Genomic DNA, 21,833 nt, shown 5'->3' on the forward strand with positions numbered 1-21,833 from the left:
CTACACCCCGTTCGCCGTCGTGGGGTTCACGGAGCTCGCGGGGTTCGCGGGGGCCTGGGCAGGCGGAGTGACCGGCGGCGCGGGGGTCGCGGGCGGCGTGGTGGATGGATCGCCGGTCCCCGCCGGGCCGGTGGGCCCGGTGCCGGGCGTGGTGCCGGTGTCCGGCGCGGGCGGGGGCGGCGTGCCCGGGGTGGACGTGCCGGTGCCCTGGTCCGCTCCGGGCGTGGGAGTCCCGGTGCCCGGGGTGCCGTTCCCGGACGGCTGGTCCTGGCCGGTGCCGGCCGGGGCGCTCGGGTCCTGCCGGCCGGTGCCGCCGGTGGGGGCGGGATCGCTCGGGGCGTGGTCGCCGCCGTGATCGTCCGGGGTACCGCTGTCGCCCCGGACCACGGTGCCGAAGGTGGTCCGGCCCTTGGTGCCGCCGAAGTCCTGACCGGAGGTCAGCTCGTACGCGGTGATGCCGCCCATCGCGAGCACGAAGACCGCGGCGGCGCCGAGCGCGGGCCGCCTCCAGCCGCGCACCCTGGTGCCGTGGGTGGTCGGGTCGCCGAACTCCTCGCTCGGCATCGCCGGGTACGGGGCGGTGACCGCCGGATCGGGAGCCTGGGCCGGGTCGAAGACCGGGGCCGAGCCGGAGGCCGGCGCGGCGGCCGGGTCCGGGTCGGTCGCCGGACGCGCCTTGCGCATCTGTTCGCCGGTGCGCTTGAAGACGTGCTGGAGGACCGGGCCGCCGCAGGTGGCGACCACGCTGATCACTCCGGCGCCGATGATGGTGCCGTACACCCCCAGGGTGGAGGCGAGTTTGGCGGCGAGGACGGCGGCGAGGGCACTGCCCGCGACCTGAGGGACACTCAGGTCGAACCGCTTCTTCGCTTCCTCCTCCTTCCCCTGTTCCGGCTCCGTACTCTCGGGCTCCGTGCCGGTGTCCGGCGTGTGGCGCATCTCCGACCTCTGCTTGTTCGTCCGTTCGACCATGCACCCAGAAGGGACAAATAGGAGGAGGGATTAGTTCCGCTTCTGGCGGTTCTGTGAAGAGCGCCACGCGACGCCCCAGACGCCCGAAACTCGGCACCTGAAACACCCGAGAAGTCGGGCGGCGCGCCAGTCCACCCAGGTGGGCCGAATGGAGTACTGTGGCGAGCCCTGGGTCCGGATTCCCTCATGGGTGTCCGGAAGCGACGGAAGGGGGCCGAAGGTGGCACTCGAACCAGCGGCGCCGCGGGCACCGCACGGACACCGACGACTCGGCGTGGCATCCTGTCACTCCGGGTCGCGAAACGGGTAACCGTGCCATACGGCGTTCCAGGGTCCAGGCCCGACACGCCGGGCGACTCGGCAGGGTTGTGGCAGGCTGCACCCGGGCAGGCCACACTCGACTAGCGGAAGCAGCGACGCACGTGACGTCGGCAGGCACCACCCGGGAGGTTCCCATGCCCGAACTGCGTGTCGTGGCCGTCTCGAACGACGGCACACGACTGGTGCTGAAGGCTGCGGACAGCACGGAGTACACCCTTCCGATCGACGAGCGGCTGCGCGCCGCCGTCCGTAACGACCGTGCGCGGCTCGGCCAGATCGAGATCGAGGTGGAGAGCCACCTCCGCCCCCGTGACATCCAGGCGCGTATACGAGCCGGTGCCTCCGCCGAGGAGGTCGCGCAGCTCGCGGGCATCCCCGTCGAGCGGGTACGGCGTTTCGAGGGCCCCGTCCTCGCGGAGCGCGCCTTCATGGCGGAGCGGGCCCGCAAGACCCCCGTGCGCCGGCCGGGCGAGAACACCGGACCCCAGCTCGGCGAGGCGGTGCAGGAGCGGCTGCTGCTGCGCGGCGCCGAGAAGGACACCCTGCGGTGGGACTCCTGGCGCCGCGACGACGGCACCTGGGAGGTGCTGCTCGTCTACCGGGTCGCGGGCGAGGTGCACACGGCGAGCTGGACGTACGACCCGCCGCGGCGGCTCGTCCAGGCCGTCGACGACGAGGCGCGCGCGCTGATCGGCGAGACCGACGACACGCTGGCCGCCGCGCCGGAGCCGAGCTTCCCGTTCGTGCCGCGCATCGCACGGCTGCCCCGGGACCGGCCGCTGGACCGCGCGCTCGACCGCCAGTTGGAGCGGGCGCCCGCCCCGGCGCCCGAGCCGGAGGAGGAGCGCGACTCCCTGACCAGTCTCCTGGAGGCCGTACCGAGCTTCCGCGGCGACATGGTCGTACCGGAACCGCCCACCCCGGAGCCGGCCGAGGAGCCCGAGGCCGAGGAGCCGCCGGCACCCGCGGCGTCCGCCGGAGCGGGCGCGGCCTATGCCGACGTCCTGATGCCGCGTGCCGTCTCGGGTCACCGCGACCGGCTCATCGGCACCACCGACCGGCAGGCCGAGGCGGACGGTGTCCGGCCGGGCCGTCGTGCGGCCGTCCCGAGCTGGGACGAGATCGTGTTCGGCACCCGCCGCAAAAAGCAGGAGTGACGCATGGACGGAGCGGCCCCACGGGTCCGCGTACGTCCGTGCGGCATGACGGAGGGGCCCGCGCCGGTGACGGCGGCGGGCCCCTCCGGTGTACGCGGCGGCTGATGGACGCGGGCCGCCGTGGCCGGAAACCGTTCCCCTACTGGGGGTCAGGTCCCGTCGCGACCGGGCGGGCGGGGTCGGAGGACCACTCCGACCAGGAGCCCGCGTAGAGCGCGGCGGGGATGCCGGCGACGGCGAGGGCGAGGACCTCGTGGGCGCCGGAGACGCCCGAGCCGCAGTAGACCGCCACCTCGGGGGCCTCGGCGGCGCCGAGCGCGCCGAACCGGGCGGTCAGGACGTCGACCGGAAGGAAGCGGCCGTCCGGGCCGACGTTCTCGGTCGTCGGGGCGCTGACCGCGCCCGGGATGTGGCCGCCCACCCGGTCGATCGGCTCCACGTCGCCGCGGTAGCGCTCGGCCGCCCGCGCGTCCAGGAGCAGGCCCGCGCGGGCCAGGGCCGCCGCGCCGTCCGCGTCGAGCAGGCCGGCGGCGCCGGGCCGCGGCACGAAGTCGCCCGGCTCGGGTTCCGGCGTGTCGCGCGACAGCTCACCCGTCCAGGCGGCGAGGCCGCCGTCGAGGACCCGCACGTTCGGGTGACCCGCCCAGCGCAGCAGCCACCAGGCGCGGGCCGCGGCCCAGCCGAGCCCGCCGTCGTACACGACGACCGGCGTCCCGGCCGACACGCCCGCGCGGCGCATCGCGGCGCCGAACACGTCCGGGTCCGGCAGCGGGTGCCGGCCGCCCTTTCCGGGCGGGCCCGCCAGCTCGGCGTCCAGGTCGACGTAGACGGCGCCGGGCAGATGTCCGATCTCGTACTCGGGCCGTCCGGGCGGGCCGCCGAGGCTCCAGCGGACGTCCAGCAGGACCGGGGGTGTCGGCCCGGCCGACTCGCTCACGAGTTCGCTCGTGGAGATGATGGGCTTCATGGGGGCCATCCTCGCCCAGCCCGCGTCGTGCGGCGCGGTCCCCTGTCGATTCCGCCGGGGCGCGCCGTCCACCGCCCGGAGCGGCACGGTGCGACGATCGGCGCGGAACCCGGCCCGGAAGGGTGCCCGACGGGACACCCCGGGGATCTGTCGCAGGTGTAGGAAGGGCGGACGACGGGCAAGGACCCGCCGGGGCGCGCCCCGTACGGCCCGCCGGAATTCACCTCGTACGGCCACTGGCGAGGAGAGAGTGACGATGACCGAGGCGACTCGGCGTACACCCGGCACACCCTGTTGGGTGAGCTTGATGGTGCACGGACTTGACGCGACGCAGGAGTTCTACGGCGCGCTGTTCGGCTGGGAGTTCGTGCCGGGGCCGCAGCAGCTCGGCCCGTACGTCCGCGCGTTGCTGGACGGGCGGGAGGTCGCCGGAATCGGCCGGCTGCCGCCGGACCGGCATCTGCCGGTCGCCTGGACCACCTATCTGGCCACGGACGACGCGGACAGGTCGGCGGAGACGATCCGCTGTTGCGGCGGCACGGTCGCGGTCGGCCCGCTGGACGCGGGCGACGCCGGCCGGATGGCGATCTGCGCGGACCCGGCGGGCGCCGTCTTCGGCCTCTGGCAGGCGAAGGCGCACCCGGGCACGGCGACCGCCGGACCGGCGGGGACTCCGGTCTGGAACGAGCTTCTGACGTACGAGACGCGCTCGGTCGGCAAGTTCTACCGCGCCGTCTTCGCGTACGAGGCCGAGCCGGTGGTCTCCGCCGGCGACGACTACGTGACCCTGTGCCTCGACGGGCGGCCCGTCGCCGCGCTGCACGGGGTGGGCACCGGTCTGCCGCGGGACCGGGGCGCCCACTGGATGACGTACTTCGAGGCCGGCGACGTGGCCGCGGCGGCTCAGCTGGTCGCGGAGCTGGGCGGTCGGGTGCTGCGCCCGCCGCGCGAGGACGCGGCGGGGCGGGCGGCCCTGGTGGCCGACCCGGAGGGCGCGGTCTTCGCCCTCGTGGAGCCACGGGACCGGCCGCCGACGTCCTGACCGCCCGCCCGCCGGCTACGCGCGGGCCGGGAGCGGCAGCGTGAGTTCGGCGAGCCGCTCGGCCGGGAAGTGCGGCTCGCCGGGGTGCTCCGCCACGTACCGGACGGCCTCGGCCCGCAGCCCCGGATGCGCGGCCGGGCGCATGCAGTAGCCGACGGCGCGCACCAGCGGCGCGAGGCTCGCGGGCGCGCCGTCCGGGACGGTGGGCTCCGTGCCGCTCTCCAGGTCGGTCACCAGATGGTGGACGATCGTCAACGGGACGCGGTTGCTGTTCTCGTACGGGGTGAGCCTGCCGAGCACGGTGTCGGTGCCCACGCGCGCGACGGGCACGCCGAAGTACGCGGCGGCGGTGAGCATGGCCGTGGAGAAGCAGCCGACGACGAGCCCGGGCCGGCACCGGGCGTAGAAGGTCTCGGCGAGCAGCGGCCCGTCCAGGACGGTGAGGGTGACGCCGGCGCGCTCGGCCTCCTCGTACAGGGCCGCCGTCTGGCTCGCCGGGGCCGTCGGGTGCGGCTTGAAGACGAGGGACCGGTGCCCGGCCGCGGCGGCGCCGCGCAGCATCCGGACGTGCAGTTCCTCTTCCTCCTCGGCGGTGAGGATGCCGAGGGCGGCGAGGTACTGGCCGAGGAGGAGCGCGCTGGGCGCGGCGGCGGCCACGGTGGTGAGCGCGGCGTTCTCCGCCGAGTCCTCGGAGGCCGCCGCGATCTCCCGGAGCACGGCGCGGAAGGCGTCGTCGGGGACCAGTTCGGCGCCGACGCCGTACTCGGTGAGGAGCAGCGGCCGCAGGCCGGGGACGAGGTCCAGGTGGAGCACCCGGCGGATGCGGCAGGCGATGGAGTGGGGCAGTTCGTCGCGGGTCGGCCCGTAGCTCATCAGGCCGTCGGCGTAGACGTGGACGGGGCTCTCGGCGAACACGGCGGCGAGCGCCTTGGCCGGGTTGACCTGGATGGACTCGACGATCAGCTCGACCGGCACGGTGCCGAGTCGCCACGCCATGCGCAGCACCCGCTGCCAGAGCGGCGACTCCTCGGGACGGGGCGCCCAGGTGCTGGGGTGGTACGGGTGGACGGCCTGGTTCCAGTCGACGACCTCGTCGAAGCGGGTCGCGATCCGCCCGTAGCCGGTCATGGTCTCCAGGCGGACGGCCGTCTCGGGGATCTCGGCGTTGTTCGAGACGAGCAGCACCCGGCGGGCCTCGCCGGGGGCGCCGAACCGCCCGGCGTCGAGGGCGGCGGCCACGGTGGCGGCGCCGTACAGCGTGGAGACCTGGAAGATCTGGACGGGGCGGGTGTCCGCGGGGGCGTGGGCATCGGGCCGGTGGGTGAGGGCCATGGTTCAGGCGGCCTTTCCGGTGTCGCGCAGGCTCCTCAGGAGGGTGCTGCGGGGGGTGTCCATGGTCGCGAGGGTCTCGTCGAGGACCTGCTGCGGCATCCGGCGCAGCGCGTCGGTGACGTCACGGCGCAGCCGCTTGCCGACGGCCGCCTCGTACTGGTCGGACTTCCCGAGGTGGAAGGCGATCATCGCGCAGTACGTACGGACGGCCTTGGGCAGGAAGCGGTCGGCGTCGCGGTCTCGGGAGACCTCGTCGAGCAGCAGGTCGTAGGAGGGGATGAAGTCCAGCTGGCGGTTGTCGGAGATCTGGGTGAGGGAGGTGGTGACACCGCGCCGGTAGAAGACGCCGTGCAGGGAGAGCGCCGCGTAGCTGGTGGCGGCGAGATGGAGGCGCCAGATCCAGAGCCGGTCCTCGGCGGTGCGCAGCTTCGTCTCGAAGCGGCCCGCGCCGTCCCGGAAGAGCGACGCGCTGTAGATGCCGAACGGGACGAACGGGTAGTCGACCATCGTCACCATGGAGGACGGCGCGATGCCGTCCCGGGGGTCCATGACGGTGTCGCGTTCCTTCGCCGGGGCGTAGCGGACCTGCCGCTCGCGCCCGGTCGACAGGACGTGGTCGGTGCGCGCGAAGTCGCAGCCCAGCCGGTGGATTCCGGTCACCATGGCGCGCAGGTGGCCGGGCGCGTACCAGTCGTCGCCGTCGAGGAAGGTGACGTAGTCGCCGGTGGCCGCGTCGATGCCGGTGTTGCGCGCCTGGGCGACGCCGAGGTTGGTCTCGTGGCGGATGACGGTGGCCTGGGGGATGCGGTTCTTCCAGCGGTCGAGGAGGTCCGGCGTCTCGTCGGTGGAGTGGTCGTCGACCAGCAGGAACTCGATGTCGTCGGCCGCGTTGTCGGCGAGACTGCGCAGGGTGTCGGGGGCGTAGGGCCCGACATTGTGGAGGGGCACGACGACGGACAGTTTCGGCACTCTGGCTCACCAGCTCACTGATCGGTACGGGTCGGACGGGCGGCCGGACGGATGTCCGGGCCGGCCGCCGGGTGGGGCGCTGCGCAGGGGTTCACTCCGTCGAACGAGCCGGATGTGCACGGGCGGTGAACTCCTGCCGTCCGGCGGATGGGTGGACGCGGCCGGTCCGCCGGCCCCGGTGCGGCAGGGCGGTGGCGAGCAGGCCGAGGAGGGCCGCCGCGCCGACGGCGCCGCCGAGCTTCACCCCGGGCGGGCGGAAGGAGCAGGTCACGGACGTGGCCCGGCCGTCGAGGGGGACGGCGAGCAGACCGAGACGGCTGTCCGCGGGCGCCAGGGGCGCGTCGCCCGCGGCGCAGCGCCAGCCACGGGTGCGGGGGACGGCGACGACGGCGGTGCCGGTGCTGCCCGCGGGCAGGTCGGCGGTGAGGGTGTGGCCGGTGGCGCGGACGGCGGTGGCGCCGGTGGCGGTGAGGTCGCGGACGGTGTCGGCGAGCCGCTGCCGGTCCAGGCAGCCGACGGGGTTCGCGGGCAGCTTCGGCCGGGGCCCGGCCTTCGGCTCGGGCCGCAGGTCGATCCGTACGGTCCCGTCGGCCGGGACGGTGCCGAGCCGCTGCATGGGCGCCACGACGGAGGGCAGCTTGCCGGCGAACGTGGACGTGGCGGAAGGGCTGCCCGCGAGGGCCGCCGTGCCCTGGTACTCCGGGGCCCAGAGCCAGACGTCGGAGCCGGCCGGACAGCGCGCGGTGAGGGTGGTGCCCGCGCCGTCGGGGGCGGTGGTACGGCGCGGGCCGGCGGGCACCTCGTACACCGCGCGGCCGAGCATCCGCTCCTGGCGGGCGAAGGCGGAATCGGAGGATCCGGCGGGGGCGGGGGCTCCGGCGGGATGGACGGTGACGAGCGGGGGTACGGGCGTGTCGGTGACGGTGATCGTGGCCTCGGGCAGCCGGTCGAGCGCGAGCGGGCCCCGGGGCGTCGACCGCATCCGGGTGCCGATGGAGAAGATCGCGTCGGTGACGGGGTTGTCGAGGCTCACCGGGTGGCGGCCCTTGGCGTAGTAGCCGAAGCCGAGGCCGGTGAGGGTGCGGGAGTAGGTGTCGGAGGTGAGGCTGCTGTAGTAGTCGGCGCCCTCGCCGCCGACCAGCAGCACGTCGTTGCCGCCCGGGACCTCGCCGGGGTCGGTGCGGTGGCGCGGCCAGGCGTCCTTCTCCGCGACCGCGCGGGCCATGTCGGTGTGCCAGGGCCCGACGCGGGGCGCCCAGGAGACCTCGCTCAGCTGCTGTTCCTCGATGCGCTTGCCGGTGACCAGGGTCTCGCCCGCCTGCGCGGCGAGCAGCAGGACGACGGCGAGGACGGGAAGCAGCCGGCCGACGGGGCGGGCCCGGGCGAGCAGGGCGGCCGCGGCGGCGAGCACGCCGAGGGCGACGGCTCCGGCGACGGCCGGATAGGTCCAGCGATCGATGTCGACGCTGCCGGCCGCGGCCAGCGTGAGAAGGCCGAGCGCGCCGGTGCCGCCGAGCAGCGCGCGCGGCCGGGGCGGCCCGCCGGCCACGGACAGCCAGGCGGCCATCAGCAACAGACCGCACAGCACGAAGGTCTGACGGTACGGAATCCCGTTCGGCGAGGCGCCGGCGTGCCAGAGCAGATGCGTCGGCTCCCACTGCAGGGACAGCGTGACCAGCGCGATCGCCGTGATCCAGCCGGCCCGGACACGGCCGGCGACCGCGCTGTTGAAGGGCAGGGTGAGGGCGAGCGCCAGGGCGGGCGTGCCGATGAAGAGGGCGGGCGTGGCCACGCTGGCCGTGGCCGGCAGGAAGCGGGCGGCGACGTCGGACCAGGCGGCCGCGACGAAGGCGGTCGGCGGGGTCGGGTCGGCGGCCTTCGTGCCGAGGAAGATGACGATCACGAGCGGGGCGGCGAGCCCGATGCCGAGCAGGACGGAGCGGGCGGCGCGCAGCAGCGCGAGGAAGCGGGGGCGGCCGGCGGCTTCGAACGTGGGCTTGATGCTGGTGGAGGTGGTGGCTGTGGCTGTGTCGTCGGTCGTGAGCAGCCGGACGACGAGGACGACGGCGGCGCCGATCGTGGCCATGTACGCGGTGTAGAAGTTGGCGCACCACGCGAGCGCGACGACCAGCGGCCCGAGCACCGGGCGGCGTCCCTTGCGCGCCCACTCCCCCACCAGGCAGAGCAGCGGGAAGGCGACGAGCCCGTCGAGCCACATCGGCACGGTGGCACCGTAGTTGAAGGTCCAGCCGGACAGCGCGTAGGCGGTGCCGAGGATCGCGGCGACCGGCCACGGGCCGCGCCGCAGGGTGAGGAGCAGGGCCGCCATCGCCGCGCCCGCCGTGGCGATCTTGAGCGCGGTGACGGCGTACAGGGCGAGTTCGGGCCGGTCGGCCGGGAAGAGGACGACGAGCAGGTCGAAGGGGCTGCTGAGGTACGTGCCGAAGTCGCCCAGGAAGTTGGTGCCGAACCCCGACGACCAGTTCAGGAACAGGTCGCCGTGGGTCCGGCCGAGGAGCAGGTCGCGCCAGTAGGCGTGGAACGGCAGGTACTGCTGGCCGAGGTCGACGATGTTGCGGGTCCGGGTGCCGAACGGGTAGCTGCCGGCGAGCCGTCCGGCCAGACAGAACAGCACGCCGGTGAGCAGGGCCGCCCCGGCCGCCGCCCGGAGCCGGGGCCGGGACCCGCGGGACGGCCGCGACGGCCGGGGCTCGCTCGCGGATCCGGGTGCGAGCACGGGCGTGACCTGGGGCTCGGGCGCGACCTCGGGCTCGGCTGCGGGTGGCACACGTCCTCCTGGTCGGCCGGCACGGCGCGGCACTGCTCGGCGCAGCGCGGCTCGGCACGGCTCGCGGTCTGATTGTCGTAGAAACGCATTACCTCCGAGATGTGCGACCGCCGTCCGATCAGAAGGAGGTCTCCGGGCACACCACAGGTGAACAGCAGGTGCCCGATGTCCGCCCCCCGCCTGCCCGTCAGCGGCCTGCCCCGGCAGGCCCCCGCCCCAGGGCCGTCACCGCCAGACCGCCGGCGGCGAGGGCCGCGCCCAGATACAAGACGACCTCGACACCGAACCCGTCCGCGGCCTGGCCGCCGAGCAACGCGCCCAGGGCGATCGAGCCGTTGAACACGCCGACGAACAGCGCGGACGCGGCCTCGCGCGCCTCGGGGGCCGCCGCCAGCAGCCAGGCCTGGGTGGCGACCGAGACCCCGCCGTACGACAGGCCCCAGACCGCGAGCAGCACCGCCACCGTGACCACCAAGCCGCCGACCAGCGGCATCAGGGCCACCGTCGCGGCCAGCACCAGGCCGATCGCCACGAGCGCACCGCGCGGGGAGCGCGCGGCGGCGGCGCCCGAGGCGAAGGTGCCGAGCACGCCGGCGACGCCGTACACCAGCAGCAGGGTGCCGATCACGGGAGCGCTCGCGCCCGAGATCTCCTCCAGGACGGGCCGTATGTACGTGTAGGCGGCGAAGTGGCCGGTGACCAGGAGCGCCACCACGCCGAGCCCGGTCGCCACCCGCGGCTCGCCGGCCAGCCGCAGCACGCCGCCGAGCCGGACCTCCCGCTCGGCGGGCAGCCTCGGCAGGAGCGCCGCCAAGGCCAAGAGAACGAGGAGAGCAAGTCCGGCGACGGTGAAGAACGCCGTACGCCAGCCGCCCAGTTCACCGATGTACGTGCCGGCCGGAACACCGAGCACCGAGGCCACCGCGATGCCGCTGAAGATCAGCGAGGTGGCCGGCCCGACGGACCGCCCCGGGACCAGCCGTACGGCGAGACCGGCCGCGAGGGCCCACACCCCGCCCATGCCGACGCCGACCAGGACCCGGGCCGCCATCATCACCGCGAAGTGCGGGGACCAGGCGGCCAGCAGGTTGCCGACGATCAGCACCGCCATCAGGCCGCACAGCACCGGGCGGCGGTCGAAGCGGCCGAGGGCCGGGGTGAGCAGCGGCGCGGACACCGCGGCCATCAGACCCGTGAGCGTCAGGGTCAGGCCGGCCGTCCCCTCGCTGACCCCCAGTTCCTCGCCGAGGGGCGTGAGCAGCCCCACCGGCAGCATCTCGGACGTGACCACGGTGAACGTCGCGCCGGCGACAGCCCCCACGGCGGGCCAGCCGCCGCCCCGGGGACGGGCCACCTCCGGGGATGCCTGTGCGAAATCCTCTGTCTGTGCCATGCCTTCAGCCAATCCGCCGCGACCTGCGGGAACAACGGCCGATCGCTCATGCTTCGATGAGCTGAGCTCATCGATCGACGGAGGGCGAGGCGGCCATGAGCACGAACCCGAATACGCTGCACCTCCGCGAGCTGGAGGCCTTCCTCGTGCTCGCCGAGGAACTGCACTTCGGCCGCGCGGGCGAGCGGCTGTACGTATCGCAGAGCCGGGTCAGCCAGCTGCTCCGGTCACTGGAGGGCCGGATCGGCGCACCTCTGGTGGAGCGCACCAGCCGCCGGGTCAGCCTGACCCCGCTGGGCGCGTCGTTCCTTTCCTCGCTGCGTCCGGCGTACGAGGCCCTGCGCGCGACCGTCGACGAGGCCCGGGCCGCCGCCCGGAACGCCGGAGGGGTGCTGCGGATCGGCTTCCAGGGAACGGTGGACGACCATCTGGCCCGGGCCATCGCCCGGTTCGAGGAACGCCATCCGGAGTGCGCGACCGAGGTGGTGGAGCTCGCGCTGTCCGATCCGTTCGGGCCGGTGCGCCGCAAGGAGGTGGACTGCGCGGTGGTGCTGCTGCCGGTGGCGGAGGACGACCTGGTGCTCGGGCCGGTGTTCTCGCGGCAGCCGCAGACCCTGGCGCTGTCCGCCCGGCATCCTCTGGCGGGACGGGATTCGGTCACCGCGGAGGAGCTGGCAGGGATCCGGCTGATCGGCCTCCACGACTCCGCACCCGCCTACTGGCGCCTGGCGCAGGCCCCGCGCGAGACCCCAAGCGGCCTGCCGATCCCGCCCGGCCCTCAGGTCAACACCCTGCAGGAAGCCCTCTCGCTCGCCGCGGTGGACCGGGGAGCGCTGCTGCTCTGCCGCTCGACGGCCGCGTACCACGCCCACCGCGCTTCGCTCGCCTACGTCCCGGTCGAGGGCCTCCCGGACTCCCTGCTCGGCCTCGTCCTTCGCCGCGGAGCCGGCCCATCCCCGGCCCAGGCCTTCGCCCGGGCCCTGGCCGAGACGGCGCCCGGGGAGGAGCCGGCCTGACCCCGGCTCAGGCCGGGGCCAGGCCGGGCGGGCTCACTTCTTCGCCGAGGCTCCGGGGCACTTCAGCTCACGCTCGGTGAACGTCAGAAATTCCTGCAGGAGTTTCGGCAGGGAGTCCTGAACTTCTTTCTTCTCCGGCGGCTTGGAAGTATTGATGTAAATCCTGATGTACTTACCAGGACCGGACGGGGACTTCGAAGGCTCGCAGACGAAATATGTGCCGGCACCACCAGGCCAGACAATGCCCTTCTTCCCCACGTCGATAGGCCGTGAATCCGGCCCGGCCCAGGATCCCCATTCGATCAGGTCCTCGAAGTTCTGATAAGTGGCATTCGCAGTGAACCGATCAACCCCATCGACATCGACGCTGCATGTCACGTCGTCCATGCTCTCGGCCAGCGCAAAGGGCCTCGCCCTGACCCCGGCCTTGTCCCCTCCCGGGAGAAAGGAAGCCACCTCGCTACCGGAGAAGGCGCCCCAGCAGACACGCGCGGGGAGTTTCGGCACCGCCTTCGGCTGAGCGTCCGAACAGCCTGCCAAGAGACCACCCGCCGCTACGCCGAGCAGCGCTGCCCTGACCGCCCTTCCACATTGGAACACAGGAATCGACCTCTATCCCTTCGAACTGGAAACCAGGTCACGGCCGACAGAGTGAGCAGTTCCGGCCTCGATGGACGCCGCGCCCTTGTACTCCCTGATCTGCTCCGGCGTGAGATGGGCATCCTTCGCAGCCCTTTCGACCGCTCGTTCAGCCGACGCCTTCACCGCTTCCTCGGCTTCCGAGTACCCCTTGGACGACTCGTGACGCGCCTCACTCGTCCTGTCCTTCTCCGCGTTCTCCACGGCGGACTCCGTGACGTCTTCCTTGATCCAGTCGACCACGTCACCACCTACGGGAAGCATCTCGACGTACTTCGCGCCGACCGCGTCGATGATGCGATTGGTCCACTTCGCGTTTTCCGCCACGCTGTCGTTGTAGTCCTTGTCCGCCTGGGCGCTGGCGTCATGAACGGCCTGTGCCCTCGCCTCCGTCATGATGCCCGCGATCTCGCCTCCCGGATGGACAGCGTTCCGCAGGGCGACACTGGGATCCCCGTGCTGGTCGGGATTCTGGAAGACGTCGGACACCAGAAGCGCGGTGTACGCCTGCTGAGCGTTGGTGATCGCGCCGTACGCCTGAGGGTCCTGGCCGACCGCACCGAGGAAGAAGGCCATCTCCCCCTTGTTGAACTCCGCCATCTTGCCGAGCGGCTTGGCCTGGTCGGCGCCGTTCTCGGCAGCGGCCTGCAGGTCGGGCATGTATTCGGCGGCCATGTCGCCGAAGGTCGGGGCGAGTCCGGTGAGCGGACCTTCGCCTGTCACGAGCTCCGGCGAGGCGCCGATCTTCGCGACGACCTTCTCCATCACACTGCTCATGGTCTTGGTGTGCTCGACGAGCGGCGCGTCCTCCTCGCCTGGGCTGCGGCCGGTGACCGCCGCTTCCAGGGCGTTCCCCATGGCCTCCTGCCCGGGACTCGGCTCCTCGTAGGTGACCACGTCGTACCAGTCGTCCGTGGGTTTCTTGTCGAGCATGTAGTCGACGATGCCCTGGGCGCCCTTACCCTTGATCGCGCCGTCCTCCCGGGTCACGATGCCGTCCTTGTTCGTGTCCTCGCGGAGTGGTTCGTCGAAGAACGCGGCCGACGCCTCGGGATTGTTGGCCATCGCTTCCATGAGGCCGGTGAGAGGGTTGAACCCCTTGCCGCCCGTCTCGCCGAGGTTGATGCGTTGCTTGATGTCCAGCGGAAGGGAGTCCTCCCAGACACGCGGGTTCTGCTTGTCCATGGCGACCATGTCCCGGCCGACCGAGACGAGGAAGTCCTTGTCGTAGGCCCCTTCCCTGATGAGTCCGCTCAGGGCCTGGTAGCCGTACACCTTCGGGCCTAAACCGATGCCGGGGATGTCGAGCGGCTTGCGGCCCGCCTTCAGGAGTTCGTTGGTCCACGTGGCGTCGAGGTGGTTCGGTGTCGACGACCGGGTGGCGAGACCGAGCATCGCGCCCATGTCGCTCTGGATGTTCTTGACCAGATCCACCCGGTCCTGGCCGGCCGGCCCGAGGGAGGTCGAGTTCAAAGCCATCTCGGCGTAGGCGTCGAGAGTCCCTTCGGGGCCCACCTTCCGGAAGAAGGCGGTCGCGAACTCGGGGTCGTCGCGGTTGTCGTCCATGAGGTCTTCGAATTCACGCAGCTCCGCCACATTGCGTGCCGTGCCGCCTTCGCCGGTGATCTTCTTCAGCAACTCCGCGGCCCGGTCGACCTGTTCGGCGTCGAGGCTCTTGAACTTCGCGGCGCTGAAGTTGTGATCGTCCTTCACGTTCGCCGCGAGCGCGCGCTTCAGCGAGTCGTCAGCGTCGGAGCAGTCCTCGATGATCCGGTCGATCTTCCGCTGCCAGGACGTCACATCATGCTTCTGCTTGCGCAGGGCATCCTGGTAGTCCGGGTCGTGGCGCGCCGATGCGTCGGTCTCCAGGTCGTGCCGTGGCGTGACCTTGCCCTTGGCGTCCACGTGGATGCCCGCGGCCGGACCTTCCTCGTCCCTGATCTTGACGAGCTCGTCCTTGGCGGCCTTGAACGACGTGTGCGCGTCGGCGAGCAGCAGCTTGACACCCCTCGCCTCCGCCTCGGCGTCCTCGAACTCCTTGACCGTCTTGGCGATGAAGGGCCTGGTGACCTCGGAGTTGACGCCCTGCCACTGGGCCTTGTCAGTCTTGGCCCGCATTCCGTTGCGGGCGTCCTCGGAGAGCATCTCCAGCTTGGTCACCATCGTCGACCAGTCGTCGACGGCCTGCTTCAGCTTGGCGACGGGCGCGTTGACCACGTCGTCGAATGTCAGCACGACACTTCCCCCGGGTCTTACGTGAAGTTTTCGTCGATCTTGGACACCGAGAGCAGGTCGCCCCCGATGCGCACGTCGTCCTTGGCGTGGGCGGACTTGCTGTAGTCGAGGTGGTTGGAGATCCGGGCGCAGGCGTCGAGGAGCGTGCGCAACTGGGTGTTCCACCGGTCGTGCACCTTCAACAGCTCTGTTCCGCTCGTGAAGTTGCCGTTCATGAGGGCGATCGACGCGTCGAAGGTCGCCGGTCGGGCGTGATCGCCGTCGCGGGTGAGCCGGCTGCGCAGCTGGTACGCCTCGTGCCCGATCGCCCCGAGGTCGTCCCGGTTCACCACCAGATCCGCCGCGCCATCGGACGCCCCCGGGGTTCCGTTCAACCGCATCCGGGCCGACTGCCGCTGAGCGGATTCGGCCTTGAGGTGTTCCCACTCGTCCCAGGCCATGATGCCCCCCTCGTAGAACTGGTCCTGGCGGCACGGCATGGCCTGTCGAACGACGCCCCCGTTCGACATCGGCGCCTCCCCCTACAGCCCATGACCGACCGGTCATTCGAGAAATGACGGGTTGTTCTCTTCACAGTAGCAACCCGACCGCTCGCCCAACTTCAGGGACTGCCCCAGCCATACGAATCCGGCCAGCGCGGAAACGTAACAAAAAGCCCAGCCGCCGGCGCGCACAGGCGCCGGCGGCTGGGATGGAGGCGAGGGACCGTCAGGCGTGGTTGACGGGGAGGACGTCCGGGGAGAGCACACCCGCCTGGGCCGTCGCGCTCGTCATGCGGCGGCGGTGGTGCTGACGGCACAGGACCTCGTAACCGATCTCCTCCGCGGGCCGGTTCACGTCGCCGACCACCACCTGGGCGCCTTCCACGACCATCTCGCCGCCCACCGTACGGGCGTTGTGCGTGGCGCGGGCGCCGCACCAGCACATGGCCTCGACCTGGAGATGTTCGATCCGGTCCGCCAGTTCGATCAGGCGCTGGGAGCCGGGGAAGAGTTTCGTACGGAAGTCCGTGGTGATTCCGAACGCGAAGACGTCCAGGTGGAGGTCGTCCACGATCCGGGCCAGCTGGTCGATCTGCTCCGGTGCCAGGAACTGCGCCTCGTCGGCGATCACGTAGTCCGCCCGGCCGCCCTGGGAGAGTTCGGCGACCAGGTACGCGTACAGGTCCATGCCCTCGGTGGCCTCGACCGCCTCCGTCACCAGGCCCAGCCGGGAGGACAGCTTGCCCTCGCCCGCGCGGTCGTCCCGGGTGAAGATCACGCCTTGGAGCCCGCGAGCCGACCGGTTGTGCCCGATCTGGAGCGCCAGAGTACTCTTCCCGCAATCCATGGTGCCGGAGAAAAATACCAATTCGGACATCAGAGGAAAGCGACCTTTCGGGGCGGGCAGGACATACGGTGCCGGAGCTCGGCGAACACCGGCTCGGGCATGGGTGGGCGGGGACCTTTCAGGATCACACGGGGCGGACGGGCCGGGCCGCCCCTCAGGAACGTACTTCGAGGAGCGGAACCAGCTGCTCCGCAGCCGTCATCGAACCGTGCATGCCCGTCATCGCGGACTCGTTCGGCTCGTTGAGGGAGGCGGTGATGGCGATGTCCTCGTCCGCCGCGGCGACGACGACGTCGCCGATCCGGCCGTACACCCGCTCGTCGACGTGCTCGCCGAACCAGCCGAGCCCGATGGCCTCGTCGCGGCTCGCCACCCAGAAGCGGTCGCCGACGACCTCGCGCCAGCAGGTGAGGACGTCGGACTCGGCGCCCGGGACGGCGTAGACATGCCGGGCCCGGCCCTCGCCGCCGAGCAGGGCGACCCCGGCGCGCAGCTCCCAGTCCTCGTCGAAGTCGATCCGGTGGTCCTCGTCGAAGGGGATGTCGACCATGCCGTGGTCGGCGGTCACGTACAGCGCCGCGCGGGGCGGCAGCTGCTCGGCGAGCCGCTGGGCGAGCCGGTCGACGAACATCAGCTGGCCGCGCCAGGCGTCCGAGGAGATGCCGAAGCGGTGTCCGGCGCCGTCGAGTTCGCTGTAGTACGTGTAGACCAGCGAGCGGTCGCCGGCGGCGAGCTGCTCGGCGGCGAAGTCCATGCGCTCCTCGCCGGACAGGCGCCCGTGGAAGCTGCCGCCGCTCAGTGCGATCTTGGTGAGCGGGGTGTCCGCGAAGATCGGCGAGGAGACCTGGGCGGTGTGGATCCCGGCCTCGTGGGCGAGCTGGAAGACGGTGGGGTACGGCTGCCAGACCCGCGGCGCCGTCCAGGGCTTCCAGCGGAGCTGGTTCATCAGCCCGCCGGTGTCCGGGTCGCGCACCGTGTAACCGGGCAGGCCGTGGGCGCCGGGGTGGAGGCCGGTGCCGACCGAGGCGAGCGAGGTCGCGGTGGTGGCGGGGAAGCCGGCGGTCAGCGGGAGACCGGTGCCGCCGCGCGAGCCGGCGAGCAGCGAGGTGAGGAAGGGGGCCTCGTCGGGGTGGGCCCTGACCTGTTCCCAGCCGAGCCCGTCGACCAGGAAGACGCAGACCCGGTCGGCGGGCGCGAGCTCGCTGATCCGTGCCTCGAAGCCGGGCACGCCCTGCCCCGCGACGAGCGTGGGCAGCAGGTCGGCGAGGGAGCCGGCGCCGTAGGCGGGCAGCGGCGCGGTGGCGGGGTCGAGCGGAATCGGGTCGTCCGGCCAGCCCTGGGCGACGGCGGTGGGCTGGACCATCAGCGGGCGGCGGAGGTCGACGCGGTGGCCTCGGAGAGGGCCTGGGCGAAGGCGAGCGTCTGGCGCACGGTGTCCGGACCGTCACCGGCGTCGCTCACCCGGAGGCTGAGGTCGTCGGCGGTGGAGTTGCCGGTGTAGCCGTGGTCGGCGTCGCAGTTGGGGTCGCCGCAGGCGGCCGGCTCCAGGTCGATCCGGGAGACCGCGCCCCAGCCGATGGTGAGCACGACCTCGCGGGGCAGCGTGCCCGGGGTGTACGACTCGGGGTTGGCGACCATGCGGCTGACGACGACCGAGGAGATCCGGTCGAGGTTGACGGACTCGGTGGACGTCGTGGCGTACGGCGTCGGGGAGCCGCTGTCTGCGGTCTGCTCGTCGGTGTGGCTGACGATGAAGCGGTTCGCCGTGAGGACGAGGACGGTGACATGCCGCCGGACCTCGTTCGCGTCGAACGTGGTCTCCTGATGGACCACGTACGACGTCACGGCCTCGCCGCCGACGGCGGACTCCACCGCCTCGGCCACGAGGGCCGGGTAATAGCCACTGCGCTCGATCGCCGTGCGCAGCCCCTGAGTCGTCGTACCGGTCTTCGCCATGGACTCCATCTTAATCCGTGGGCAGGGACCGCTTGGCCCGCCGAACGGGCGGCCGGGGCCGTTCGGCGGCGCCCGGGCTGTGACATCCGACTCGCCATGGGGCGCATGGGGGCGAACGGGGCTCGGTACGGGTCGCGCGCCGGATCGGCGGCCGCGGCTCAGGAGCCCCGGACCGGCGGCCCCGGACCCGCGGCCCCGATCAGTAGGAGGGGAGGCGGCGCGGGCCGAGGTCGGTGACGGGTGAGGGCGGGGGCGGGGCGAGGCGGACGCTGGCGCCGAGCACGGACAGACCGCGCGGCGCGACGACCACCGGTTCGAGGGAGATCGCGACGACCTCGGGATGGTCGTCGACGAGCCGGGAGATCCGCAGCAGCAGCTCTTCGAGCGCGGCCGTGTCGACGGGCGCCGAGCCGCGCCAGCCGAAGAGGAGGGGCGCGGTGCGGATGGAACGGACGAGGTCGGCGGCGTCCCGGTCGGTGGCGGGGACCAGCCGGTGGGACATGTCGCCGAGCAGTTCGGAGGGGGCACCCGCCAGGCCGAAGGAGAGCACGGCGCCGACGGCGGGGTCGATGGCGGCGCGGACGACGGTGTCGACGCCGCGCGGCACCATCGCCTGGACGACGGGCTGGAGCTCCTCGGGCTTGCCGAGGGCCTCGGTGAGTTCGGCGTACGCGGTGCGCAGCTGCCCCTCGGTGGCCAGGTCGAGCCGGACGCCGCCGAGGTCGGGGCGGTGGCGCAGATGGGGCGCGGTGGTCTTGAGCGCGACCGGGAAACCGAGGCGGGCGGCGGCCCGGACGGCCTCGTCGGGGCCGGGGGCGGGCAGCGTCGGCAGCACCCGGATTCCGTAGTGGCCGAGCAGGTCGGTGGTCTCGTCGCAGTCGAGGGTGACCCCGCGCGTGTGGGCGTCGCGGGTGCGCAGGACGCGGGCGATGAGACCGGCGGCGGCGGATTCGTCGATCCGGTCGAATTCGGGGACCCGGCCGGGGTCGGTGGCGGACCGGCGGCGCCAGTCGGCGTAGCGGACGGACTCGGCGAGGGCACGGACGGCGCGCTCGGCGGCGGGGTACGCGGGGATGGCGCCGGGCGTGGTCGGCTCGGCGGCGGGTACGGGAACGGGAACGGCCGAGTCGGCGGCGGCACGCGGGGCAGCCGGTTCCGGAACCAGCGCCGGGGTCGGGGTGGGAGCCGGAGCCACAGCCTGCGGAGGGGCGACCGCGACGGACGCCGTACCGGTGGGACGGGTCCGGGTGACCGCGGACAGGGCCTCGGCGAGCGCGCCCATCTCCACGTGGACGACGACGACCGGCTTCGCGGGACCGGGCGCGGCGGCGACGGCGGCGCGCAGGGCCGCGGCCAGCACGTCGACGCCCCGGGACGTACCCCTGCCCCCTTCTCCGCCGCCCTCGCCGGCGCCGTCCTCCCCCACCCGCGGTATGGCGGTGACGACGACCGCGTCGCAGCCGTCGTCGGCCAGGGCCGCCGCCAGCGCGGCGCGGAAGTCGTCGGGGGTGGCGCCGGTCGTCAGGTCGAGCGGCCGCTGCGGGCGCAGCCCCTCGGTGAGGCAGGCGTCGTAGGCGAGCAGGCCCAGCGACTCGGAGTTGCCGAGGATGGCGACCCGGGGGCCGGCGGGCAGCGGCTGGTCGGCGAGGAGCAGACCGGTGTCGACGAGTTCGGTGATGGTGTCGACGCGGATGACTCCGGCCTGTCGCAGCAGCGCGGAGACGGTGGCGTACGGGACGCGGGTGACCGGCACCCGGTGTCCGGGCGGGGCGCTGCCGCTGTGCCGGGCGCCCTTCACGACGACCACGGGCTTGACGGCGGCGGTGCGGCGGGCGAGCCGGGTGAACTTGCGCGGGTTGCCGATCGACTCCAGGTAGAGCAGGACGACGTCGGTGGCCGGGTCGTCGTACCAGTGCTGGAGCAGGTCGTTGCCGGAGACGTCGGCGCGGTTGCCGGCGGAGATGAAGGAGGAGACGCCCGCGCCGTGCCGGTGCAGCCCGGCGAGCAGGGCGATGCCGATGGCCCCGGACTGGGCGAAGAGGCCGATGCGGCCGGCGGCGGGCATCTGCGGGGCGAGGGAGGCGTTCAGCCGGACGGCTTCGGCCGTGTTGATGATCCCGAAGGCGTTGGGGCCGATGATCCGCATGCCGTACGAGCGGGCCTGGCGGACCAGGGCGCGCTGCCGCTCGCGGCCCTCGGCACCGCTCTCCGCGTATCCGGCGGACAGCACGACGAGGCCGCGGACGCCGTGCTCGCCGCAGTCGGCGACGGCCGCGGGGACCTGGTCGGCGGGGACGGCGACGATGGCGAGGTCGACCGGCTCGCCGATGTCGGCGAGCCCGCGGTGGGCGGGGACGCCCTCCAGGGTGTGCGGCCCCTCCCCCAGGTTCTTGTTCACGGCGTGGACGGTGCCCCGGTAGCCGGCCGTGAGGAGGTTGCGCAGCACGGTCCGGCCGACGCCGCCGGGGGCGCGGCCGACGCCGATCACCGCGACCGAGCCGGGGGCGAGCAGCCGCTGGACGGAGCGGGCCTCGGCGCGCTGTTCGCGGGCCCGCTGCACGGCCATGGACCGGTCGGTGGGCTCCAGGTCGAGGTGGAGGCGGACGGAACCGTCCTCGAAGCTGCGCTTCTGGGTGTAGCCGGCGTCCGTGAAGACCTTGATCATCTTGGTGTTGGCGGGCAGCACCTCGGCGGCGAACCGGCGGATCCCGCGCTCGCGGGCGACGGCCGCGATGTGTTCGAGGAGCGCCGAGGCGACGCCGCGTCCCTGGTGGGCGTCCTGGACGAGGAAGGCGACCTCGGCCTCGTCGGCGGGCGCGGAGGCGGGCCGTCCGTCGGGGGCGATGCGGTCGTAGCGGACGGTCGCGATGAAGTCGTCGCCGATGGTCGCGGCGAGTCCGACGCGGTCCACGAAGTCGTGGTGGGTGAAGCGGTGGACGTCCTTCGCGGACAGCCGGGGGTAGGGCGCGAAGAAGCGGTAGTACTTCGACTCGTCGGAGACGTGCTCGTAGAAGCCCACCAGCCGGTCGGCGTCGTCGGCGGTGATGGGGCGGATGCGCGCGGTGCCGCCGTCCCGCAGGACCACGTCCGCCTCCCAGTGATCGGGGTAGGCGTGCTCCGGTTGTTCGGGCTGTTCCGACGCGCTCTGCATGGGGAAAGCCTACGGCCGGCGCGGGGCCGTGACACCGGTCGCGAGGCGGTTGTGCGCCGTGCAAGGTAGGGAGGGCCGGACGGCGGGCCCGTGTGGGGGCCGGTCGGCCCGAGCATCTCGCCACCCGTGAGAGACTGGTCTAGACAACCGCTGAGAGTTGAAGGGCAACCACCATGGCTGAGCGCCGCGTCAACGTCGGCTGGGCCGAGGGCCTGCACGCCCGCCCCGCCTCCATCTTCGTCCGTGCCGCCACGGCCTCCGGCGTCCCCGTGACGATCGCGAAGGCCGACGGCAACCCGGTCAACGCCGCGTCCATGCTCGCGGTGCTCGGCCTGGGCGCCCAGGGCGGCGAGGTGATCGTGCTCGCCTCGGACGCCGACGGCGCCGAGGCCGCGCTCGACCGTCTGGCGAAGCTGGTCGCCGAAGGCCTGGAAGAGCTGCCCGAGACCGTCTGACCGTCTCCTCCCCGACGACGTTCATTGTGGATCGGCTTCTCGTCGCTGCCGGGAGCCGCGCCCTGCCTCTCGACCGGGGCCTGTGTGCCTGCGTTCATGCGTCGCCTCCCA

17 protein-coding genes are annotated in these 21,833 nt (G+C 72.9%); 4 read left to right on the top strand and 13 right to left on the bottom strand.

Translation table 11 applies throughout. The features are described from left to right. Complete coding sequence (locus ABZ693_RS02425; RefSeq protein ID WP_359872456.1) at positions 1-972, bottom strand: hypothetical protein; 972 nt, start codon at positions 970-972, stop codon at positions 1-3. A gap of 422 nt (positions 973-1,394) precedes the next feature. Here ABZ693_RS02425 and sepH point away from each other — a divergent pair, with 422 nt between their 5' ends. Further along, entirely contained in the window at positions 1,395-2,450 is a 1,056-nt protein-coding gene (gene sepH, locus ABZ693_RS02430; RefSeq protein WP_359872458.1) for a septation protein SepH, read from the top strand. Between the two features lie 139 nt (positions 2,451-2,589). Here the strand turns inward: sepH and ABZ693_RS02435 are convergent, their stop codons facing one another. Next, positions 2,590-3,417, bottom strand: coding sequence for a sulfurtransferase (locus ABZ693_RS02435; protein ID WP_359872460.1), 828 nt, complete (start codon positions 3,415-3,417; stop codon positions 2,590-2,592). A 256-nt stretch (positions 3,418-3,673) separates the two neighbouring features. Here ABZ693_RS02435 and ABZ693_RS02440 point away from each other — a divergent pair, with 256 nt between their 5' ends. Further along, on the top strand, positions 3,674-4,459 hold the full coding sequence (locus ABZ693_RS02440; protein WP_359872462.1) for a VOC family protein: 786 nt from the start codon (positions 3,674-3,676) through the stop codon (positions 4,457-4,459). A gap of 15 nt (positions 4,460-4,474) precedes the next feature. On the opposite strand, the gene ABZ693_RS02445 is transcribed toward ABZ693_RS02440, so the two are convergent. The 4 genes from ABZ693_RS02445 to ABZ693_RS02460 form a co-directional block, all read right to left on the bottom strand. Continuing rightward, positions 4,475-5,791 (bottom strand): polysialyltransferase family glycosyltransferase, encoded by a 1,317-nt coding sequence (locus ABZ693_RS02445; protein WP_359872464.1) that lies wholly within the window; start codon positions 5,789-5,791, stop codon positions 4,475-4,477. Positions 5,792-5,794: 3 nt separating this feature from the next. Further along, positions 5,795-6,760: a glycosyltransferase family 2 protein gene (locus ABZ693_RS02450; protein ID WP_359872466.1), complete on the bottom strand. Its 966-nt coding sequence runs from the start codon at positions 6,758-6,760 to the stop codon at positions 5,795-5,797. Between the two features lie 91 nt (positions 6,761-6,851). Further along, positions 6,852-9,548 carry a YfhO family protein gene (locus ABZ693_RS02455; protein ID WP_359872468.1) on the bottom strand — a complete coding sequence of 899 codons (2,697 nt, stop codon included), beginning with the start codon at positions 9,546-9,548 and terminating at the stop codon, positions 6,852-6,854. Positions 9,549-9,735: 187 nt separating this feature from the next. Further along, positions 9,736-10,941, bottom strand: coding sequence for an MFS transporter (locus ABZ693_RS02460; RefSeq protein WP_359872470.1), 1,206 nt, complete (start codon positions 10,939-10,941; stop codon positions 9,736-9,738). A 95-nt stretch (positions 10,942-11,036) separates the two neighbouring features. On the opposite strand from ABZ693_RS02460, the gene ABZ693_RS02465 reads away from it, so the two are divergent. After that, the gene (locus ABZ693_RS02465; RefSeq protein ID WP_359872472.1) at positions 11,037-11,957 is read left to right on the top strand and encodes a LysR family transcriptional regulator; all 921 of its coding nucleotides are present in this window, start codon (positions 11,037-11,039) and stop codon (positions 11,955-11,957) included. A 33-nt stretch (positions 11,958-11,990) separates the two neighbouring features. Here ABZ693_RS02465 and ABZ693_RS02470 read toward each other — a convergent pair whose 3' ends face one another. From ABZ693_RS02470 to ABZ693_RS02500, 7 genes are all read right to left on the bottom strand, one after another. Continuing rightward, positions 11,991-12,413: a hypothetical protein gene (locus ABZ693_RS02470; RefSeq protein WP_359872474.1), complete on the bottom strand. Its 423-nt coding sequence runs from the start codon at positions 12,411-12,413 to the stop codon at positions 11,991-11,993. A 156-nt stretch (positions 12,414-12,569) separates the two neighbouring features. Further along, positions 12,570-14,831, bottom strand: coding sequence for a DUF6571 family protein (locus tag ABZ693_RS02475; RefSeq protein WP_359872476.1), 2,262 nt, complete (start codon positions 14,829-14,831; stop codon positions 12,570-12,572). Between the two features lie 17 nt (positions 14,832-14,848). Next, positions 14,849-15,271: a hypothetical protein gene (locus tag ABZ693_RS02480; RefSeq protein ID WP_359872508.1), complete on the bottom strand. Its 423-nt coding sequence runs from the start codon at positions 15,269-15,271 to the stop codon at positions 14,849-14,851. Between the two features lie 268 nt (positions 15,272-15,539). Beyond that, positions 15,540-16,190, bottom strand: a complete 651-nt coding sequence (locus ABZ693_RS02485) for a thymidine kinase (protein WP_359872478.1) — start codon at positions 16,188-16,190, stop codon at positions 15,540-15,542. A 124-nt stretch (positions 16,191-16,314) separates the two neighbouring features. Next, positions 16,315-17,523: an alkaline phosphatase family protein gene (locus tag ABZ693_RS02490; RefSeq protein ID WP_359872480.1), complete on the bottom strand. Its 1,209-nt coding sequence runs from the start codon at positions 17,521-17,523 to the stop codon at positions 16,315-16,317. Beyond that, on the bottom strand, positions 17,523-18,116 hold the full coding sequence (locus ABZ693_RS02495) for a DUF5998 family protein (protein WP_359872482.1): 594 nt from the start codon (positions 18,114-18,116) through the stop codon (positions 17,523-17,525). Before ABZ693_RS02495 ends, ABZ693_RS02490 begins: the two co-directional genes overlap by 1 nt. Before the next feature lie 199 nt (positions 18,117-18,315). Next, complete coding sequence (locus tag ABZ693_RS02500) at positions 18,316-21,267, bottom strand: bifunctional acetate--CoA ligase family protein/GNAT family N-acetyltransferase (RefSeq protein WP_359872484.1); 2,952 nt, start codon at positions 21,265-21,267, stop codon at positions 18,316-18,318. A 173-nt stretch (positions 21,268-21,440) separates the two neighbouring features. On the opposite strand from ABZ693_RS02500, the gene ABZ693_RS02505 reads away from it, so the two are divergent. Then, complete coding sequence (locus ABZ693_RS02505; protein WP_359872486.1) at positions 21,441-21,722, top strand: HPr family phosphocarrier protein; 282 nt, start codon at positions 21,441-21,443, stop codon at positions 21,720-21,722. Positions 21,723-21,833: the final 111 nt, after the last annotated feature.

It is taken from the genome of Streptomyces laurentii (assembly GCF_040635425.1).
GTDB classification, from domain to species: Bacteria; Actinomycetota; Actinomycetes; order Streptomycetales; family Streptomycetaceae; genus Streptomyces; species Streptomyces laurentii.

Excerpts from the sequence above, each read along its gene's own strand:
- ABZ693_RS02425 (WP_359872456.1), bottom strand. The coding sequence starts at position 972 with ATGGTCGAACGGACGAACAAGCAGAGGTCGGAGATGCGCCACACGCCG.
- ABZ693_RS02435 (WP_359872460.1), bottom strand. The coding sequence starts at position 3,417 with ATGAAGCCCATCATCTCCACGAGCGAACTCGTGAGCGAGTCGGCCGGG.
- ABZ693_RS02440 (WP_359872462.1), top strand. The coding sequence starts at position 3,674 with ATGACCGAGGCGACTCGGCGTACACCCGGCACACCCTGTTGGGTGAGC.
- ABZ693_RS02445 (WP_359872464.1), bottom strand. The coding sequence starts at position 5,791 with ATGGCCCTCACCCACCGGCCCGATGCCCACGCCCCCGCGGACACCCGC.
- ABZ693_RS02460 (WP_359872470.1), bottom strand. The coding sequence starts at position 10,941 with ATGGCACAGACAGAGGATTTCGCACAGGCATCCCCGGAGGTGGCCCGT.
- ABZ693_RS02465 (WP_359872472.1), top strand. The coding sequence starts at position 11,037 with ATGAGCACGAACCCGAATACGCTGCACCTCCGCGAGCTGGAGGCCTTC.
- ABZ693_RS02480 (WP_359872508.1), bottom strand. The coding sequence starts at position 15,271 with ATGGCCTGGGACGAGTGGGAACACCTCAAGGCCGAATCCGCTCAGCGG.
- ABZ693_RS02485 (WP_359872478.1), bottom strand. The coding sequence starts at position 16,190 with ATGTCCGAATTGGTATTTTTCTCCGGCACCATGGATTGCGGGAAGAGT.
- ABZ693_RS02490 (WP_359872480.1), bottom strand. The coding sequence starts at position 17,523 with ATGGTCCAGCCCACCGCCGTCGCCCAGGGCTGGCCGGACGACCCGATT.
- ABZ693_RS02495 (WP_359872482.1), bottom strand. The coding sequence starts at position 18,116 with ATGGCGAAGACCGGTACGACGACTCAGGGGCTGCGCACGGCGATCGAG.
- ABZ693_RS02500 (WP_359872484.1), bottom strand. The coding sequence starts at position 21,267 with ATGCAGAGCGCGTCGGAACAGCCCGAACAACCGGAGCACGCCTACCCC.
- ABZ693_RS02505 (WP_359872486.1), top strand. The coding sequence starts at position 21,441 with ATGGCTGAGCGCCGCGTCAACGTCGGCTGGGCCGAGGGCCTGCACGCC.